At 70.1% G+C, this 16,652-nt stretch carries 18 protein-coding genes; 5 read left to right on the top strand and 13 right to left on the bottom strand.

Annotated elements, in window-relative coordinates:
- Nucleotides 1-37 precede the first annotated feature (37 nt).
- The 9 genes from AC3RX1_RS16010 to rsmA all read right to left on the bottom strand — a co-directional run bounded on the left by AC3RX1_RS16010 (nucleotide 38) and on the right by rsmA (nucleotide 7,915).
- Nucleotides 38-946 (bottom strand): ABC transporter substrate-binding protein, encoded by a 909-nt coding sequence (locus tag AC3RX1_RS16010; RefSeq protein ID WP_491502268.1) that lies wholly within the window; start codon nucleotides 944-946, stop codon nucleotides 38-40.
- Between the two features lie 21 nt (nucleotides 947-967).
- On the bottom strand, nucleotides 968-1,684 hold the full coding sequence (locus tag AC3RX1_RS16005) for an ABC transporter permease (protein ID WP_491502267.1): 717 nt from the start codon (nucleotides 1,682-1,684) through the stop codon (nucleotides 968-970).
- Nucleotides 1,681-2,361 carry an ABC transporter permease gene (locus tag AC3RX1_RS16000; protein ID WP_491502266.1) on the bottom strand — a complete coding sequence of 227 codons (681 nt, stop codon included), beginning with the start codon at nucleotides 2,359-2,361 and terminating at the stop codon, nucleotides 1,681-1,683. The genes AC3RX1_RS16005 and AC3RX1_RS16000 overlap by 4 nt, the downstream gene beginning before the upstream one ends.
- Nucleotides 2,358-3,182, bottom strand: a complete 825-nt coding sequence (locus AC3RX1_RS15995) for an ABC transporter ATP-binding protein (protein WP_491502265.1) — start codon at nucleotides 3,180-3,182, stop codon at nucleotides 2,358-2,360. The genes AC3RX1_RS16000 and AC3RX1_RS15995 overlap by 4 nt, the downstream gene beginning before the upstream one ends.
- A 28-nt stretch (nucleotides 3,183-3,210) precedes the next feature.
- The gene (locus tag AC3RX1_RS15990; protein ID WP_491502264.1) at nucleotides 3,211-3,513 is read right to left on the bottom strand and encodes a DUF427 domain-containing protein; all 303 of its coding nucleotides are present in this window, start codon (nucleotides 3,511-3,513) and stop codon (nucleotides 3,211-3,213) included.
- Nucleotides 3,514-3,605: 92 nt separating this feature from the next.
- The gene (locus AC3RX1_RS15985) at nucleotides 3,606-4,925 is read right to left on the bottom strand and encodes a GNAT family N-acetyltransferase (RefSeq protein ID WP_491502263.1); all 1,320 of its coding nucleotides are present in this window, start codon (nucleotides 4,923-4,925) and stop codon (nucleotides 3,606-3,608) included.
- Nucleotides 4,926-4,970: 45 nt separating this feature from the next.
- Nucleotides 4,971-5,900: a 4-(cytidine 5'-diphospho)-2-C-methyl-D-erythritol kinase gene (locus AC3RX1_RS15980; protein ID WP_491502262.1), complete on the bottom strand. Its 930-nt coding sequence runs from the start codon at nucleotides 5,898-5,900 to the stop codon at nucleotides 4,971-4,973.
- Nucleotides 5,897-6,964, bottom strand: a complete 1,068-nt coding sequence (locus AC3RX1_RS15975; protein ID WP_491502261.1) for an aldo/keto reductase — start codon at nucleotides 6,962-6,964, stop codon at nucleotides 5,897-5,899. The genes AC3RX1_RS15980 and AC3RX1_RS15975 overlap by 4 nt, the downstream gene beginning before the upstream one ends.
- Nucleotides 6,965-7,060: 96 nt before the next feature.
- Nucleotides 7,061-7,915: a 16S rRNA (adenine(1518)-N(6)/adenine(1519)-N(6))-dimethyltransferase RsmA gene (gene rsmA, locus AC3RX1_RS15970; protein ID WP_491502260.1), complete on the bottom strand. Its 855-nt coding sequence runs from the start codon at nucleotides 7,913-7,915 to the stop codon at nucleotides 7,061-7,063.
- A gap of 68 nt (nucleotides 7,916-7,983) precedes the next feature.
- Here rsmA and AC3RX1_RS15965 point away from each other — a divergent pair, with 68 nt between their 5' ends.
- A complete protein-coding gene (locus tag AC3RX1_RS15965) occupies nucleotides 7,984-9,444 on the top strand; it encodes a sugar porter family MFS transporter (protein WP_491502259.1) in 1,461 nt (486 codons plus the stop codon).
- Nucleotides 9,445-9,535: 91 nt separating this feature from the next.
- A complete protein-coding gene (locus AC3RX1_RS15960; RefSeq protein WP_491502258.1) occupies nucleotides 9,536-9,844 on the top strand; it encodes a DUF2171 domain-containing protein in 309 nt (102 codons plus the stop codon).
- A 33-nt stretch (nucleotides 9,845-9,877) separates the two neighbouring features.
- Here AC3RX1_RS15960 and AC3RX1_RS15955 read toward each other — a convergent pair whose 3' ends face one another.
- Nucleotides 9,878-10,765: a TatD family hydrolase gene (locus tag AC3RX1_RS15955; protein WP_491502257.1), complete on the bottom strand. Its 888-nt coding sequence runs from the start codon at nucleotides 10,763-10,765 to the stop codon at nucleotides 9,878-9,880.
- 41 nt (nucleotides 10,766-10,806) lie between these two features.
- A complete protein-coding gene (gene metG / locus AC3RX1_RS15950; protein ID WP_491502256.1) occupies nucleotides 10,807-12,381 on the bottom strand; it encodes a methionine--tRNA ligase in 1,575 nt (524 codons plus the stop codon).
- 63 nt (nucleotides 12,382-12,444) lie between these two features.
- On the opposite strand from metG, the gene AC3RX1_RS15945 reads away from it, so the two are divergent.
- From AC3RX1_RS15945 to AC3RX1_RS15935, 3 genes are read left to right on the top strand one after another with little or no spacing between them, the layout of a single operon-like run.
- Nucleotides 12,445-13,131 carry a FadR/GntR family transcriptional regulator gene (locus AC3RX1_RS15945; protein WP_491502255.1) on the top strand — a complete coding sequence of 229 codons (687 nt, stop codon included), beginning with the start codon at nucleotides 12,445-12,447 and terminating at the stop codon, nucleotides 13,129-13,131.
- On the top strand, nucleotides 13,128-13,457 hold the full coding sequence (locus AC3RX1_RS15940; RefSeq protein WP_491502254.1) for an L-rhamnose mutarotase: 330 nt from the start codon (nucleotides 13,128-13,130) through the stop codon (nucleotides 13,455-13,457). The genes AC3RX1_RS15945 and AC3RX1_RS15940 overlap by 4 nt, the downstream gene beginning before the upstream one ends.
- Nucleotides 13,454-14,359, top strand: coding sequence for an amidohydrolase family protein (locus AC3RX1_RS15935; protein ID WP_491502253.1), 906 nt, complete (start codon nucleotides 13,454-13,456; stop codon nucleotides 14,357-14,359). Before AC3RX1_RS15940 ends, AC3RX1_RS15935 begins: the two co-directional genes overlap by 4 nt.
- Here the strand turns inward: AC3RX1_RS15935 and AC3RX1_RS15930 are convergent.
- Nucleotides 14,334-15,302 (bottom strand): aldo/keto reductase, encoded by a 969-nt coding sequence (locus AC3RX1_RS15930; RefSeq protein WP_491502252.1) that lies wholly within the window; start codon nucleotides 15,300-15,302, stop codon nucleotides 14,334-14,336. The two genes, AC3RX1_RS15935 and AC3RX1_RS15930, sit on opposite strands and share 26 nt — an antisense overlap.
- Complete coding sequence (locus tag AC3RX1_RS15925; RefSeq protein ID WP_491502251.1) at nucleotides 15,299-16,594, bottom strand: L-fuconate dehydratase; 1,296 nt, start codon at nucleotides 16,592-16,594, stop codon at nucleotides 15,299-15,301. The genes AC3RX1_RS15930 and AC3RX1_RS15925 overlap by 4 nt, the downstream gene beginning before the upstream one ends.
- Between the last annotated feature and the right edge of the window lie 58 nt (nucleotides 16,595-16,652).

Here is a 16,652-nt window from a genome sequence, read left to right as displayed (position 1 = left end):
ACCGGGACGGGGTTCGGCGCCCCGGTTCAGCACCCGATCACTTCAGGCCGTTGTCGGCGAGAAACTTCTTCGCGATGTCGGCCGGCGACTTCTGATCGACGGTGTTCTGCACGTTCATGTCGACGAGTGCCTCGGGCGTGAGCTTGGCCTGCACGGCGTCGATGACGCCCTCGACCTTGTCGGCGACGCTCTTGGAGACGACCGGCACGACGTTCGAAGCGAGGATCATCCCCTTCGGGTCCTGCAGCACGACGAGGTTCTTCGTCTTGATGCGCGGGTCCGACGTGTAGACGTCGGCGACGTTCACCGTTCCGGCCACGAGGTCTTCCACCGTCGTGTCGCCGGTGCCCTGGAAGCCGATGTCGATGCCGTAGACGGTCTTGAGGCCCTTCGGCCCGTAGGGACGGTCGGCGAGCTCGGGATTGCCGCCCAGCGTGAGCTTCTCCTTCACGTTCGCCAGATCGGCGATCGTGACGAGGTGGTACTTGTCGGCGAACGCCTTCGTGACCGTGTAGGAGTCCTGGTCGGTCGCGGTCGCCATGTCGAGCACCGTCAGCCCGTCGGGCATGGCCTTCTGCAGTGCGGTGTACACGTCGTCCGGCGCAGTGGCGGTCGCCTTCTTGTCGAGCCACTGCAGCAGGTTCCCGGTGTACTCGGGGAACACCTGGATCTTGCCGCTCTCGATCGACGGCATGTATGCATCGCGCTGCCCGATGTTGAACTGCCGGTCCACGGTCATCCCCGCGCCCTCCAGCGCCTGGGCGTAGATCTCGGCGATGATCTCGTTCGAGGCGTACGCCTGCGAGCCGACGACGATCGTCGAGAAGTCGGCGCTCGTCGATCCCGACGGCTGGTCCAGGGGATTGCTCGACGCGCAGCCGCCGAGCGCGAGCGCGGCGCCGACGACAGCGGCCGCCACGGCGAGGGTCTTGCGTGCGTGCATCATGTGATTCTCTTTCTCTGGGGGTCAGGTGGTCGCGGCCTTCAGCCGCGCGGAGGAGGGACGCCGCCGCTTCGTCGCACCGCGCACACCGCGCGGCGTCACGAGACGCTGCAGCAGCGCGAAGACGCCATCGAGCACGAGGGCGAGCGCGGCGACGAGGATCGCCCCGCCCAGCACCATGTCGAGCTGGCGCAGCGGCAGTCCGGTCAGGATGTACTCGCCGAGGCCGCCGATGCCGACGTACGCGGCGATCGTGACGGTGGCGACGACCTGCAGCGCGGCCGAGCGGATGCCGGCCACGAGCAGCGGGAGCCCGAGCGGCACCTCGATGCGCCACAGCACCTGCCACGGCGTCATGCCCATCGCACGACCGGCGTCGACCACGGACCGGTCGATCGCCTCGAAGCCGGAGTACGCGCCGGCGAGGATCGACGGGATGCCGAGGACCACGAACGTCACGACCGCCGCTTCCGGCTTGTGGATCACGCCCATCAGCAGCACGAGGAGGATGAACAGCCCGAACGACGGGATGGCGCGTGCCGCGCCGGAGATCGCGACGGCGACATCCCTCCCCCGGCCGGTGTGCCCGATCGCCCAGCCCACCGGGATCGCGATGACGGCCGCGATGAGCACGGACACCGCCGTGTAGAGAAGATGCACGCCGAGTGCGACCGGGATCGGCGCGGTTCCGGAGAGGTCGCCGGAGAAGATCCAGCGGATGGCGTCGAGGAAGAAGTTCATGCCAGCGCCTCCGTGATCGCCGGCGCCGCGACGCGCGGCCGGCGCGGCGCGCGCGCCCACGGCAGCAGGGCCCTCCCCGCGAGCACGAGCACGACGTCGACGATGAGCGCGATGACGATCACCGCGACGATCCCCGAGAACACTTCGACGAGGATGCGGCGCTGCAGGCCGTTCGTGAAGAGGTAGCCGAGGTTCTGCACCCCCACGAGGATGCCCACCGTCGCGAGGCCGATCGTGCTCGACGCCATGACGCGGAGCCCGGCGAGGACGACAGGGCCCGACAGCGGGAGGTCGACGGTGAAGAACCGGCGCCACGGCCCGTATCCCATCGCGACGGCGGCGAGCCGGACGTCCTCATCGACGGATTCCAGTCCGTCGGCGACGGCCCGCACCATGAGCGCGATGCCATAGATCGTGAGGGTGATCACGAGGTTCAGATCGCTGAACACCGTGATCCCGAGGACGACCGGGATGAAGACCAGCAGCGCCAGCGACGGGATCGTGTAGAGCAGCCCCGTGACCAGCAGCATCGGGCCGTGCAGCAGCCGGTACCGCCAGGCCACCCAGCCGAGCGGCACGGAGATCACGAAGCCGAGCACGATCGCGATGACGCTCTGCCGCACATGGATGAGCGACAGCCCCAGGATCGTTCCGATGTTGTCGGCGATCCAGCTCATCCGGACTCCCCGTCGACGAGCGCCCCCTGTGCACGTCCGCTCCCGTCGACCACGACGGTGCCGTGCGGCGTCTGCTTGAGGCGCAGCGCGCGCTTGCCGCGGTCGGCGCCGATGAAGCTCGCGACGAAATCGGACGCCGGGTTCTCGATGATCTCGTCGGGCGTGCCGACCTGCGCGATCTGCGCGCCGATCTCGAGGATCACGACCTGGTCGCCGAGCAGGAACGCCTCGTCGATGTCGTGCGTCACGAACACGATCGTCTTGCCGATCTCGCGCTGCAGACGCAGCAGCTCGGACTGCAGCTCGGTGCGCACGATCGGATCGACGGCCCCGAACGGCTCGTCCATCAGGAGGATGTTGGGATCGGCCGCGAGTCCTCGCGCCACTCCCACGCGCTGCTGCTGGCCACCGGAGAGCTGCCCGGGGTAGCGACGAGCCATCGCCTCGTCGAGTCCGACGGTGTGCATGAGCTCCCGGGCGCGGGCACGCGCATCCTTCTTCTTGACTCCCTGCAGCACCGGGACGGTGGCGATGTTGTCCTCCACCGTGAGGTGCGGCAGGAGCCCGGAGTTCTGCATGACGTAGCCGATGCCGCGGCGCAGCGACACCGCCGGGCGGGCGGCGATGTCGTCGCCGTCGATCTCGATGACCCCGGCCGTCGGCTCGACCATCCGGTTGATCATGCGCAGCAGGGTGGTCTTGCCGCATCCGCTCGATCCGACGAACACGGTGGTCTTGTGCGCGGGGATGACGAGGTCGAAGTCCCGCACGGCGCGCGTGCCGTCGGGGAACTGCTTCTCCACGGCGCGGAACTCGATCATGCGATGCTCCGCCCGCCGTGCGCGCCGCTCAGTCGGCGACCTCGACATCCTTGTCGAACGCGACGTAGCCCGAGAAGTCGGTGCCCACCTTCTCGATCGCGCTGGGATACGGGGTGGGATAGGCCCAGGCCCGATCCTTCAGGATCTCGTTGCCGATCTTGACCGAGTAGTACTGACACTCGCCCTTCCACGGGCACGTGTAGGGCGTGTCGCTCGTCTGGAGCAGGTGGAAATCGACGGACTCCGGCGGAAAGTACCAGTTCCCCTCGATGCGGACGAGGTCGCCCTCGTCGGCTTCTGCGATCGTGATGTCTCCGAGTCGTGCTCTCATGGTTCCCTCCATGCCGCTCGTTTCTCGCGTGCGTAAGACACTAGTGCAGCCCTCAGACACCGGCGCCGGTGCGGCCGCAGTCCTGCCCCATGTCAGTACCAGAAGCTCAACCGCGGGGGCACGTGCCAGGCGAACATCCGTGTCGCGGCTCCCGCATCCGTCGCATCGACGCGTCCGGCGGCAGCGAGCGTCGCCGGCGACACACCGCCGAGGCAGATCGCGGACAGCTCGGTCGTGCCGAGGGTCAGCACAGGCACGTCCCCGTGTCCGCCGGCGGCGGCGGCGCTCACGTGGGCCGTGCCGTCGGGGCCGACCTCGAGAAACCAGCGTCCCTCGCTGAGGCCGAGCGGATCCGTCACGCTGACGACGAGTCGCCCTTCGGCGCCGTAGCGCCGTGCGCCGAGGACGGCCGGAACGTCGAGGACGCGCACGTAGTGGTGGTCGTTGACGGTGATGCGTGCGGCGCGCTGGTCGGCGATCATCCACAGCAGCGGCTCGTCCGTCGACAGCTCGGTCGCCGTGATCGTCCCGATCAGCGGGAGCTCGAGCAGGAAGCGCCAGAGCCCCGCGTACGCCTCGTCGTCGGCGGCGAGCAGGTATTCCACGCGGATGCTCGACTTCGTGTAGTCGTCGTGGTTCTCGGTGACGGTGTACAGCGCGACGCCCTGCACGTCGCCGGATGCGTCGGCGTACTGCACGGCGCGGACGGCCGCCGGCTTCTTCGCATCCGGATCCGTTCCCGTGAACCGGCCCCAGTGCGCGTCGGGCATCGCGAGCTCGCCGGGGCGGGAACGGCGGATGCGCTCGTGCAGCCCGGGTGCGAGCGCGCGTGCCTGGTCTCGCGTGATGAAGTCCACGCGGCCCGGCGCAGCGGGCCCGACCCATCCGGCCCGTTTCGCCTCGATCGTCCAGGTCGCCGCCGCAGCCGCCGGCGCGAAGCCGTACCGTCCGTAGAGGGTCGATTCGCTGGCGGTGAGTGCGGCGAGCGGGATGCCGAGGCCCGCCGCGTGGCGGAGCTCGCCCTCCATCATGGCGCGTGCGATCCCCCGGCCGGCGTGGGTCGGCGAGACGGTGACGGCGCTCACCGCGAGAGCGGGCAGAACGGTGTCGCCGGGGAGACTGAGCTCGCTCACCCAGGTCGCGAACGTGCCGACCGGGATGTCCTGCTGCGGCGCGGCGGTGTCGTACACGCCGATCACCCGACGGTAGCCGCTGCGGTCGAACGAGCCGGCGATCTGCTCCTCGGTGCGCTCCGGATCGAGGAATCCGCGAGCCGTCGCCTGCAGCCACCCGTCGAACGCGGGGCGCTCGTGCGGCACGGCGCGCAGGGTGAGCCCGAGGGCCTCCAGGCGCGCGGCCGATGCGGCATCGACGTCGCCGTCGCGGTGGCGGTCGGTCAGTGCGGTGTCCATGGGTGTCCTCCCGTGGTCGTCGGAATGAGTCGGCGGTGTGATGAGTCAGAGCACGACACGCGCGCCGGGCACCGGTCCGTGCACGTGCAGCGTCTGATGACCGGCCGCGCTCAACGTGATCTGCAGGGCGATCGCCGAGCGCTCGTCCTCCGCCAGGAACGCGACGGTGGGGCCCGAGCCTGACACGATACCGGTGAGCGCGCCCTCGTCGAGCCCGAGCTGGATGAGGTCGTCGAGAGCCGGCCTCAGCCGCACGGCCGCCGGCTGAAGGTCGTTGTGCGCCAGCCGGCCGAGCAGCTCGGCATCCCCCTGCCGCAGCGCCTGCAGCACCGGGGGGAAGACGGCCGGACGGCCCGGCGCGACGACGCGCGGTCCCGCGTCGATGCGGTACTCGTCGAGTTCCGCGTACACGGCGGGGGTCGACATCCCGTCGTCACTCGTGGCGAGCACCCAGTCGAATCTGCCGCGCGCGAGCGCCGGGCTGAGCTGGTCGCCGCGCCCGGTGCCGACGGCGGTTCCGCCCATGAGTGCGAACGGCACATCGGCGCCGAGCCGCGCGCCCAGGTGCAGCAGATCGGACGTCGAAAGGCCCGCGCCCCACAGCGCGTCGCACGCGACGAGGGCGGCCGCCGCATCCGCCGACCCACCCCCCATGCCGCCCGCGACGGGCACCGCCTTGTGCACATCGAGGTGCACCCCGCCGTCGTGGCCGATCTCCGTCGCGAGCAGTCGCGCGGCGCGCAGCGCGAGGTTCGACTCGTCGAGCGGCACGCCGCTCACGTCGACGCTGCCCGCCACGGTGATGGTGAAGTCGGCCGACGGGCTCGCCCACACGTCCTCATAGGCGGAGACCGCCTGATAGGCCGACGCGACCTCGTGGTAGCCGTCGGGGCCGGGCGCACCGACCTCGAAGAAGACGTTGATCTTCCCCGGGGCGCGCACGCGCACGCGGTCGACGACGGCGGCTTCGCTCACAGTCGGGCCGACACCGCCCACAGGTCGACATCGATGGAATCGCTCAACCGGTCGATCTGCTCGAGCTCGGCGGTGTCGAAGGCGGGGCCGCCGAGGGCGCCGAGATTCTCGTCGAGCTGCGCCGGCCGGGATGCGCCGATGAGCGCGGAGGCCACCACCCCATCGCGCAGAACCCACTGCAGCGCCATCTGGGCGAGCGTCTGGCCGCGCTCCTTCGCGATCACGTCGAGGCTGCGCAGGGCCGCGAGGCCCTTGTCGGAGAGGCGTCCCTCGGGCAGGGACGAGCGCTGCTGCGCCCGTTCCGCGGTGCCGTCGCCGAGGTACTTGCTCGTCAGGAGGCCCTGCGCGAGCGGGGTGAACGCGATCGCGCCCATCCCCTCCTGGCGCAGCACTCCGGTGAGGCCGTCTTCGACCCAGCGGTTCAGGATCGAATAGGCCGGCTGGTGGATCACGAGCGGCGTGCCCAGGCTGCGCGCGACGGCCTTGGCCGCGGCGGTGCGCTCGGCGCTGTACGACGAGATGCCGACATACAGGGCCTTGCCCTGGCGCACGAGCGTGTCGAGGGCGCCGACCGTCTCCTCCACGGGGGTGTCGGGGTCGACTCGGTGCGAGTAGAAGATGTCGACGTAGTCGAGCCCCATGCGGGTGAGCGACTGCTCGGCGCTCGCGAGGATGTACTTGCGGCTGCCGAGATCGCCGTACGGCCCGGGCCACATGTCCCACCCGGCCTTCGACGAGATGATGAGCTCGTCACGGTACGGGCGGAAGTCTTCGCGCAGCATGCGGCCGAAGTTGGTCTCGGCCGACCCGTACGGCGGGCCGTAGTTGTTCGCGAGGTCGAAGTGCGTGACGCCGGCGTCGAACGCGTGGCGCAGCAGCTCGCGCTGCCGGTCGAACGGGATGTTGTCGCCGAAGTTCCACCACAGGCCGAGCGAGATCGGCGGGAGGTACAGGCCGGAATCGCCGACCTGGCGGTAGTCGAACGCGCCGTAGCGGCCTGCCGCGGCGGTGTAGGGGCGATGGATGTCGGGGATGTCGGCGCGGAACCGCTGCTGCTCGCTCACCTCACCAGGCTACCGATTGCGCGGTGCGCGTGCAGGGTGGGAGCGAGTGCGACAGGATGGAGGCGATGCCCCACCGCCCCCGAGTCGCGCAATGTGCTACGAGTGCTCGCCTCGCGCGCGGGCGATCGCGATGAAGTCGTCGATCGTGAGCTGCTCACCGCGTGCCGTCGGGGCGACGCCGGCACGCTCGAGGACGAGGGATGCCTCGGCGGCGGTGCCCCCGAGGACGCTGGAGAGGGCCCGCCGGAGCATCTTGCGGCGCTGGCCGAATGCGGCATCCACGATCTCGAACGTGCTCAGCCGCTCGTCCTCCGTGCCGCGCGGCTCCGCGTCGCGCACGAACGAGACCAGCACACTGTCGACGTTCGGCACGGGCCAGAACACCTGACGCGACACGGTTCCTGCCAACCGCCAGCTCCCGTACCAGGCGGCCTTCACGCTGGGGCTGCCGTACGTCTTCGATCCCGGCGGCGCCGCAAGGCGCTCCCCCACCTCGGCCTGCACCATCACGACGCCGCGCCGCAGCTGGCCGAACGTTTCGAGGAAGTGCAGCAGCACCGGGACGGACACGTTGTAGGGAAGATTCGCCACGAGCACCGTCGGCTCTCCGGGAAGCTCGGTCACCCGCAGCGCATCGGCATCCACCACCGTGAGTGCTCCATCGGCCACCCCGTGCGACGCCGCGGTGACTGGCAGCAGGGCTGCCAGGCGGTGGTCGATCTCCACCGCGGTGACGCGCGCACCCGCCTCGAGGATCGCCAGCGTCAGCGACCCGAGTCCCGGCCCCACTTCGACCACACTCTCGCCGGCGCGCACGTCGGCGGTCTGCACGATCTTGCGCACGGTGTTGGCGTCGACCACGAAGTTCTGCCCGAGCTTCTTCGTCGGGGTCACGTCGATCTCGGCGGCGAGGGCGCGGATCTCGGCCGCACCGAGGAGTGTCACGGGCACCCCTTCACTGTATCGGCGCACGGTGCAACCCCCTGACGCCGTGATCGACTCGCCGCTATCGTCGGGGCATGAGTCCGACGGAATCCCTCTCCACGAGTACCTTCACGTTGCGCGGCCCTTACGGGCGGCGGGCCATCGGCCTCTCCATCGCCGCGGCCGTCGGCGGGTTCCTCTTCGGATTCGACTCCTCGGTCATCAACGGCGCTGTCAACTCGATCGAGCACGACTTCGCGCTGAACGCGTTCGTCACCGGTTTCATCGTGGCGATCGCCCTGCTCGGCTGCGCCGTCGGCGCGGTGATCGCCGGGCAGCTCGCCGACCGGTGGGGGCGGCTGCGGGTCATGCTGCTCGGCGCCGTGATGTTCTTCGCCAGCTCGATCGGCGCGGGGCTGTGCGTGACGGTGTGGGACCTCGGGTTCTGGCGCGTCGTCGGCGGACTCGGCATCGGCATCGCGTCGGTCGTGGCACCGGCGTACATCTCGGAGATCGCCCCCCGGCAGATCCGCGGCGGGCTGGCATCTCTGCAGCAGCTGGCGATCACGCTCGGCATCTTCGTCGCCCTGCTGTCCGATGCGCTGCTCGCATGGTCGGCCGGAAGCGCGAACGATCCCCTCTGGTTCGGGATGGACGCGTGGCGCTGGATGTTCATCGTCGGCGCGATCCCCGCGCTGGTCTACGGCATCCTGTCGTTCACGGTCCCGGAATCCCCGCGCTACCTGCTCGCCCAGGGGCGGCACGAAGAGGCACGGGAGATCTTCGCGCGTCTCGTGCCCGAGGTCGACCTCGACAAGACCGTCAACGACCTGCGCAGTGCGATCGAGGCCGATCGCAAGAACGCCGGCGTCTCGCTGCGGGGGCCGGCGCTCGGCCTGCAGCCGATCGTCTGGGTGGGCATCATCCTCAGCGTGTTCCAGCAGTTCGTGGGGATCAACGTGATCTTCTACTACTCCACGACGCTGTGGCGCTCGGTCGGCTTCCCGGAGAGCGCGTCCCTCGGCATCAGCGTCGTGACCTCGATCACCAACGTGCTGGTCACCCTGGTCGCGATCTTCCTCGTGGACCGGGTGGGACGAAAGCCCATCCTGCTCACCGGCTCCGTGCTGATGACGCTGTCCCTCGCCCTCATGGCGGTCGCGTTCATGTTCGCCACGACGGACGCGAAGGGCGAGGTGTCGCTGGGCGCTCCGTGGGGGCCGATCGCCCTGGTCGCCGCGAACGTCTTCGTGATCGGGTTCGGCGCGTCGTGGGGGCCGCTCGTCTGGGTGCTCCTGGGCGAGATCTTCCCGAGCCGCATCCGCGGCAAGGCGCTCGGCGTCGCGGCCGGCGCACAGTGGCTCGCGAACTTCGCGATCACCGTGAGCTTCCCGGCGATGTCGAGCTGGTCGCTGCCGATCACCTACGGGATGTACGCGCTGTTCGCCGCTCTGTCGTTCGTCTTCGTGCTCTGGCGCGTGCCCGAGACCAAGGGCATGGAGCTCGAGCAGACGGAGACGCTCTTCGTCCGCAAGGAGCGGGCGACGGCATCCTGACCCGGGCGGGACTGTGCGCCGCTCGGTACCTCGTGAGGCGGGAACCGTCAAGGGGCGTGCCCGTCTGCGGGGCGGTTCGTACCGTGGCGCCATGAGTACCAACGGTGACACCAATGCCTCGGGCGACTCCGCCCGGTTCGACGCCGACTCCGCCGGGCAGGTGGACGATCGCATCCGCGACGACCTCATGCAGCGCCTCCAGAGCGAGGGGCACGACATGGAGGTCAAGGACTCGAACGGTGATTTCGTCGGCACGGTCGATCACCTCGACGGTGACCGGCTCAAGCTCACGAAGAACGCGAGCCCGGATGGGCAGCATCACTATGTGCCGCTCTCGTCCGTCGGGAGCATGGACGACGTCGCCGTCTATCTGAACATCACCGCCGACCAGGTGCAGTGATCACCCGGCGGCGGCCCCGGCGCCGCCGCCGGATCAGCTCTCGAAGTTCCCGTACACCTCGCGCGTGTTCGCCGCGAGCTGGGCGCACAGCTCATCGACGTCGAGCGCGAGTTCGGCTGCCATGAACCGCACCGTCACGGGCACCAGGTACGGAGCGTTCGGCCGGCCGCGGTACGGCGTCGGCGTCAGGAACGGGGCATCGGTCTCGACGAGGATGCGCTCCCGCGGCGTGACAGCGAGTGCGTCACGGAGGTTCTGCGCGTTGCGGAACGTGATGTTCCCGGCGAACGAGAGCCAGTAGCCGCGCTCCGCGGCGACCCGGGCCATCGCCGCGTCGCCCGAGAAGCAGTGGAACACCGTCCGTTCCGGCGCGCCCACCCGCTCCAGCGTCTCGAGCACCGCGTCATGCGCGTCGCGATCGTGGATCTGCATCGCGATGTCGTGCTTCTTCGCCAGGGCGATGTGCGCCTCGAAGCTGGAGAACTGCGCGGGCCGTCCCTCCTCGCCGGTGCGGAAGAAGTCGAGACCGGTCTCGCCGATCGCGCGCACGCGGGTCTGCCCCGCGAGCTCGTCGATCACGCCGATCGCCTCGTCCAGCCGGCCGGCCTCGGCATACGCCGGTGCCTCATTGGGGTGGATCGCCACCGCCGCCAGAACACGCGGGTGCCGGGATGCCGCATCCGCCGACCAGCGACTCGACTCGATGTCGCCGCCGGCCTGCACCACGCCGACGATCCCGACCTCCCCCGCACGCTCGAGCTGTTCGTCGAGGGTGAGCCCTCCCCCGTCGCCGTCGGCGATCTCGAGATGGCAGTGGTTGTCGTACACCGGCACGGCGAGCGGCTCCGGCGGCGCGGGATAGCTGACGTCGCGCCCGCCCTTCTCGCGGTGGCGGACGTAGTTCGACGGATCGTCAGGCATGTCGTTTCGTCTCGCTTCGCTCGCGGGGCGACCGGCCGAGGTCAGTTCTGCTCGACCCGCGGGAACAGCGGTGCGAGCCCGTTCACCGACGTGCCGGGCTTCAGGATGCCCCAGCCGCCGGCTTCCCGGATCGGCTGGTCGGCCAGCGTACCGAGCGACTCCGCCGCCCCCAGTGCGATCCACAGCTTCTCGGTCGCGATCGGCATCACGGGCGACAGCAGCACCGCGAGCGCGCGCAATCCTTCGGCGGCCGTGTAGAGCACCGTGCCGAGCCGCTCCCGCTGCGCATCGTCCTTCGCCAGCGCCCACGGCGCGTTGTCGGTGATGTAGCCGTTCAGCTCGTCGACGATCGTCCAGACCGCGGCAATCGCCTCGTCGATGCGGAACCGCTCGATCGCTGCATCCGCGGCGGTCGCCGCATCCGCCACCGTCTTCTGCACCGCACGGTCGCGCTCGCTGTACTCCGCGGGCGCCGGCACGATCCCCTCGAAGTAGCGCTCGATCATCGCCGTCGTGCGCGACGCGAGGTTGCCGAACCCGTTCGCCAGCTCCGCCTGATACCGCGCTGACAGGTCCTCCCAGGAGAACGAGCCGTCGTGGCCGAACGGGATCGCGGAGAGGAAGTAGAAGCGGTACGCGTCCGATCCGAACACGTCGGTGATCTCGGTCGGCGCGATGCCGGTGAGCTTCGACTTCGACATCTTCTCGCCGCCCACGAGGAGCCAGCCGTGCGCGAAGACTCCGCGCGGCACCTCGAGCCCCGCCGCCATCAGCAGCGCCGGCCAGATGACCGCGTGGAATCGCAGGATGTCCTTGCCCACGACGTGGTAGCCCGGCCACCGCCGGTCGAAGTTCTCCTCATCGGTGCCGTAGCCGACGGCCGTGACGTAGTTCAGCAGCGCGTCGACCCACACGTAGATCACGTGGGATTCGTCCCACGGCACCTTGATGCCCCAATCGAACGTCGACCGCGAGATGGAGAGGTCCTTGAGGCCCTGCTTGACGAACGAGACGACCTCGTTGCGCGCCGAGTCGGGGCGCACGAAGTCGGGCTCGGTCTTGTACAGCTCGAGCAGCCGGTCCTGGAATTCGCTGAGCTTGAAGAAGTAGTTCTTCTCCTGCAGCAGCTCCAGCGGCTTCGAGTGGATCGCGCACACCTTGAGCCCCTCGAACGGGCCGGTGCCGTCGACGATCTCGGACTCGGGCTTGAACTCCTCGCAGCCCACGCAGTACAGCGCCTCGTACTCGCCGGCGTAGATGTAGCCGCGGTCGTACAGCGCCTGGAAGAACTTCTGCACCGCCTCTTCGTGGCGGGGCTGCGTCGTGCGGATGAAGTCGTCGTTCGCGACGTCGAGCGTCTCCAGGAGCGGGAACCAGCTCTCACTCACGAGCTTGTCGACCCACTGCTGCGGGGTGACGCCGTTCGCCGCCGCGGCGCGGAGCATCTTCTGACCGTGCTCGTCCGTGCCGGTCAGCATCCACGCGTCGTCCCCCGCCTGGCGGTGCCAGCGCGCGAGCGTGTCGACCGCCACCGACGTGTACCCGTGTCCGATGTGGGGAAGATCGCTCGGGTAGTAGATCGGGGTCGTGATGTAGAAAGAGCCGCCGGAAGTCACGCTGAGAGTCTAGTTTGCGAAAGACATCCGATGTCTGCCCGTTTCACTGGCTACGATGTGCTCATGGCCGTGACCGACGACGCGATTCTGCGCATCAAGGAGATGATCGTCTCGGGGCAACTGCGCCCGGGTGATCGCCTGCCGCCCGAGAAGGAGCTCGGCGAACGCCTCGGCGTCTCGCGCAGCTCGCTGCGGGAGGCGGTGAAGGCGCTCGAGGTCATCCGCGTGCTCGACGTGCGCCGCGGCGACGGCACCTACGTCACGAGTCTCGAGCCGCGCCTGCTCATGGAGGCGCTCACCTTCGTCGTCGACCTGCACAGCGATCGCTCCGTGCTCGAGATCTTCGGCGTGCGACGCATCCTCGAACCGGCCGCCACCGGCATGGCCGCGACGCGTCTCACCGAGGAGCAGCTCGCCGAGATCGCCCGCCTTGTCGACGACGCCGACTTCGACGGTTCGATCGAAGACCTCGTCGCCCACGATCTCACGTTCCACCAGACGATCGTGGGCGCCGCCGGCAACGAGTACCTCAGCCGGCTCATCGAGTCGATGCAGTCCGGCACGCAGCGCGCCCGCATCTGGCGCGGCCTCACTCAGCACGGCGCCGCCCACCGCACGATCGCCGAGCACCGGGGCATCCTCGACGCCCTCCGGCAGCGCGACGCCGAGCTCGCATCGGCCCTCGCCCTGACCCACATCGCCGGTACCGAGCAATGGCTGCGGGATGCGTCGGAAGCGGGCGTCCGATGAGGGTGGCGCTGCATTCCGTGCTCGCCCCGGGGGCGGCCGACGATTACCGCCGGGAGCACGCGCGGGTGCCCGACGAGCTCGCGGCGCTGTTCGAGCGGGCCGGCATCCGCGATTGGTCGATCTGGCGCAGCGGTGACCGGCTGTTCCACCTCGTCGACTGCGACGACTGGGAGCAGGCGATGCGGGTCGTCAAGGGCGACGCCGCCGACGACCGCTGGCAGGCGCACATCGGCCGGTTCGTCGCCGGCTTCCACGGACCCGACGGCGAGGACGCGTACGCGCCCCTCGAGCAGGTCTGGTCGCTCGCGGGCCAGGCCGAGGGATGACGCTGCTCGACGCGCACGTGCACGTGTGGGACACCGGGGCGCTCGACTATCCGTGGCTCGGCGGCGAGACGACGCTCGCCCAGCGATACCTCCCGTCCGACACCGATCGCGCCGAGGGCGCGGCGACCCGCGCGGTGTTCGTCGAAGCCGACGGACTCTCCGACCGGGGCGTCGACGAGGCGCGCTGGGTGGCAGGGCTCGACTGGCCGGAGCTCGTGGGGATCGTCGCGCGGGCCGACCTCGGCATGGGCGACGGTCCGGAGCTCGCCGCCACACTCGACGCCCTCGATGGGATCGACCTCGTCGTGGGAGTGCGGTGGCTGCTGCAGGGGATCCCGGAAGAGGAGTGGCCGGTCGCGGCCCTCGCCGAAGGGCTGCGCGCGCTCGCGCCGCGCTCGCTGACGTTCGACGCCTGTGTGCGCGCCGGGCAGCTGCCGGCCCTCGCTGCTCTCCTCGAACTCGCACCCGAGACGGACGTCGTGCTCGACCACCTCGGCAAGCCCCCGGTCGACGCGGGACTGGAGAGCGACGCCGGGCGCGCGTGGCGTGCCGCGCTCGACCGCGTCGCTGCGCTCCCCCGCGTCCACGTCAAACTGTCAGGCCTCGCGGCCGAGTCGCAGGACGCCGCCGCGTACGGCGCGCACGTCGACGCGTTCCTCGCCGCCGGCATCGAGGCGTTCGGACCGCGGCGCTGCATGATCGGCAGCGACTGGCCCGTGTCGGCCCACACCGGCGTCGGCACGACGCTGCGCACGTGGGCAGACCGCGTCCGTCGCCATGTCGGCGACGGCGGCCGGGATTGGGACGATGTGGCGGGCCGCACCGCCGAGCGCTTCTACCGCCTGGCCACGACGCGTCCCGCCGATCGAAGAGGCGTCAGCGCGACGGCTCACCCTGAATGAGGGCGAGCTCTTCCCACAGCTCGGCCGGAATCGGCTCGGCCATGCGCGCGAGGTTCTCGCGCACCTGCTCGGCCCGAGCGCTGCCCACCACGACCGACACGACGCCCGGTGTGCGTAGCGGGAACTGGAGCGCCGCCGCCGGCAGCTCCACGCCGTGCGCCTCACACGCGTCGGCCATGCGCCGCACCCGGGCCAGCAGCGGCTCGGGCGCCGGCCTGTAGTCGAACAGCGCGCCGGCACGAGGACGCGGGCTGGCCAGCAGCCCCGAGTTGAACGGCGACGCGGCGACGATGCGTGTGCCCCGCGCGGCGCAGAGCGGCGCGAGCTCGTCGAACCCCTGCGGCCGCAGCAGCGACTGCCGGCCGGCGACCATCACGACGTCCAGATGGGCCTCGCGCACGGCGCGCGCCGCGACTGCGGCGTCGTTCACACCCACGCCGATCCCGCCGACGATGCCCTCGTCGCGCAGCTGAGCCAGCGCGGGCAATCCCTCGCCGAGCCCGCGCTCGAGGTCGTACACATCGGGGTCGTGAAGATAGGCGATGTCGATGCGGTCGAGGCCGAGCCGTTCCAGGGACTCCTCGACGCTGCGGCGAATCCCGGACGCCGACGGGTCGAAGACGCGCATGAGGTCGTCGGGCACATCGAAGTCGTGCGCCATGTCGCGGCCGCCGGCGAAGTCGGGGTTGGGCACGAGCAGCCGCCCGACCTTCGTCGACAGCACGAATTCGTCGCGTGGTCGATTGCGCAGGAACGCGCCGAGCCGCTTCTCGCTCAGCCCGAGGCCGTAGTGCGGCGCCGTGTCGAAGTACCGGATGCCGCCGTCCCACGCGGCGGCGAGCGCGGCCTCGGCCTGCTCCGGCGCGACCTCGCGGTAGAGGTTGCCGATCGAGGCGGCACCGAACCCGAGCGGATTCAGCGCCTCCCACGCCGGCGTCGTCATGCCACCACCCGCTCAGCCTTCCACGAGTACTCGGCGATCGAAGCGGGCAGCATCTGGGTGCCGGCCCCCGGGGCCTCGGGAGCGCGGTACCGGCCGCCGGTCACGGCGGTGGGGACGACGAAGTGCTCGTGCAGGTGGTCGACGTACTCGATCATGCGACCGTCCATCGTGCCCGACACTGCGACGTAGTCGAACATCGACAGGTGCTGCACCGCCTCGCACAGCCCGACACCGCCGGCGTGCGGGCACACCGGCACGCCGAACTTCGCCGCCAGCAGCAGATGCGCGATGTTCTCGTTCACGCCGCCGACGCGCGTCGCGTCGATCTGCATCACGCCGATCGCCTCGGCCTGCAGCAGCTGCTTGAAGATCACCCGGTTCTGCGCGTGCTCTCCCGTCGCGACACGGATCGGCGCGACCCCGCGTGCGATGGCAGCGTGACCCAGCACGTCGTCGGGGCTCGTCGGCTCTTCGATCCACGCGGGATCGAACTCAGCGAGCGCGTTCACCCACTCCACCGCGTCCGACACGTCCCACCGCTGGTTCGCGTCGATCGCGATCGGGAACCGGTCGCCGACGCACTCCCGGGCGATGCGCATGCGACGGATGTCGTCGCCGAGGTCGGCGCCGACCTTGAGCTTGATCTGGCCGAAGCCGTCGGCCACCGCCTCCCGACACAGCCGCGCGAGCTTCTCGTCGGAGTAGCCCAGCCAGCCGGGCGATGTCGTGTAGGCGGGATAGCCCTCCTCCCGGAGGTGCGCGACGCGCTCCGCCCGCCCCGGCTCGGCAGCGCGGAGGATCTGCAGCGCCTCATCGGGCGTGAGCGCATCCGTGAGGTAGCGGAAGTCGACGAGCGACACGATCTCCTCCGGCGACAGCCCGGCCAGGTGCAGCCACAGCGGCTGGCCGGCGCGCTTCGCCCGGAGATCCCAGAGCGCGTTGAGCACCGCGCCGATCGCCATGTGCATGACGCCCTTCTCCGGGCCCAGCCACCGCAGCTGCGAGTCGCCGATGAGCAGCTGCGACGTCGCCCCCATATCGGCCAGCAGCGCGTCGACATCCTCGCCGACGAGGTACGGCATGAGCGCCCGCAGCGCCGACGTCTGCACGTCGTTGCCGCGCCCGATCGTGAAGACGAAGCCATGCCCTTCGAGCCCGTCACCGGCGTCGGTGCGGATCACGAGATACGCCGCCGAGTAGTCGGGGTCGGGGTTCATCGCGTCGGAGCCGTCGAGGCTCAACGAAGTGGGGAACCGGATGTCGTAGGTGTCGACGGCGGTGATGACGGCCATGGCGTCCTTTCGGGCTTGCAGTCCGACAATAAAGGTCTGATGTCTCCTCGTCAAGCAT

This window comes from Microbacterium altimontanum (genome assembly GCF_058349865.2).
Note: the sequence above shows the minus strand (reverse complement) of the source record. Positions and strands in the feature narration are given on the sequence as shown.

Excerpts from the sequence above, each read along its gene's own strand:
- AC3RX1_RS16010 (WP_491502268.1), bottom strand. The coding sequence starts at position 946 with ATGATGCACGCACGCAAGACCCTCGCCGTGGCGGCCGCTGTCGTCGGC.
- AC3RX1_RS16005 (WP_491502267.1), bottom strand. The coding sequence starts at position 1,684 with ATGAACTTCTTCCTCGACGCCATCCGCTGGATCTTCTCCGGCGACCTC.
- AC3RX1_RS16000 (WP_491502266.1), bottom strand. The coding sequence starts at position 2,361 with ATGAGCTGGATCGCCGACAACATCGGAACGATCCTGGGGCTGTCGCTC.
- AC3RX1_RS15995 (WP_491502265.1), bottom strand. The coding sequence starts at position 3,182 with ATGATCGAGTTCCGCGCCGTGGAGAAGCAGTTCCCCGACGGCACGCGC.
- AC3RX1_RS15990 (WP_491502264.1), bottom strand. The coding sequence starts at position 3,513 with ATGAGAGCACGACTCGGAGACATCACGATCGCAGAAGCCGACGAGGGC.
- AC3RX1_RS15985 (WP_491502263.1), bottom strand. The coding sequence starts at position 4,925 with ATGGACACCGCACTGACCGACCGCCACCGCGACGGCGACGTCGATGCC.
- AC3RX1_RS15965 (WP_491502259.1), top strand. The coding sequence starts at position 7,984 with ATGAGTCCGACGGAATCCCTCTCCACGAGTACCTTCACGTTGCGCGGC.
- AC3RX1_RS15960 (WP_491502258.1), top strand. The coding sequence starts at position 9,536 with ATGAGTACCAACGGTGACACCAATGCCTCGGGCGACTCCGCCCGGTTC.
- AC3RX1_RS15955 (WP_491502257.1), bottom strand. The coding sequence starts at position 10,765 with ATGCCTGACGATCCGTCGAACTACGTCCGCCACCGCGAGAAGGGCGGG.
- AC3RX1_RS15945 (WP_491502255.1), top strand. The coding sequence starts at position 12,445 with ATGGCCGTGACCGACGACGCGATTCTGCGCATCAAGGAGATGATCGTC.
- AC3RX1_RS15940 (WP_491502254.1), top strand. The coding sequence starts at position 13,128 with ATGAGGGTGGCGCTGCATTCCGTGCTCGCCCCGGGGGCGGCCGACGAT.
- AC3RX1_RS15935 (WP_491502253.1), top strand. The coding sequence starts at position 13,454 with ATGACGCTGCTCGACGCGCACGTGCACGTGTGGGACACCGGGGCGCTC.
- AC3RX1_RS15930 (WP_491502252.1), bottom strand. The coding sequence starts at position 15,302 with ATGACGACGCCGGCGTGGGAGGCGCTGAATCCGCTCGGGTTCGGTGCC.
- AC3RX1_RS15925 (WP_491502251.1), bottom strand. The coding sequence starts at position 16,594 with ATGGCCGTCATCACCGCCGTCGACACCTACGACATCCGGTTCCCCACT.